We start from the raw sequence: 539 nt of genomic DNA, 5'->3' as shown, positions 1-539 counted from the left end.
GTGTCGGAAATCTGGGACGACCTGGGCCAGCGCTGGCGCATCGGCGAGCAGTACCGCAAGGCCTACCCGGTCTGCCGTTGGGCCCAGCCCGCCGTGGAGGCCGTGCGCAGCATCGCCGGGGAGATCCCGGGGGACCCCGCGGCCATCCGCCGCATCGTCGTGGAGACCTTCCACGAGGCGGGCCGCCTCGCGGTGGCCGCCCCGGCCACCACCGAGGAGGCCCAGTACAGCCTGCCGTGGTCGGTGGCCTGTGCCCTTGGCGGCGGCATCGGGGCGGCCGACGTGGCCGACGCCGCGCTGGATGACCCGGCGCGCCGTGCGCTCGCCGCACGGGTAGCGGTGACGGAACGCGAGGACCTCAACGCCCGCTTCCCCCGGGAACGCTGGGCCGCGGTGCGGATCGAGTGCACGGACGGCCGCGTTATCGCGAGCGTGCCCTGCGAGGCGCGCGGCGACTGGGAGCGGCCGCTCGGCGACGACGAGCTCGACGCCAAGTTCCACCGGCTCGCCGCCCCCGTGCTCGGCGCCGCCCGGGCGAA

1 pseudogene is annotated in these 539 nt (G+C 76.1%); it reads left to right on the top strand.

The annotated features are described in order from the left end of the window. Positions 1-539: pseudogene (locus tag G7A99_RS24345) on the top strand (MmgE/PrpD family protein); the annotation flags it as partial.

The sequence above is a fragment of the Arhodomonas sp. KWT genome, assembly GCF_010993615.1.
The sequence above is the reverse complement of the archived record's forward strand: the minus strand, read 5'-3'. Positions and strand labels throughout refer to the sequence as shown.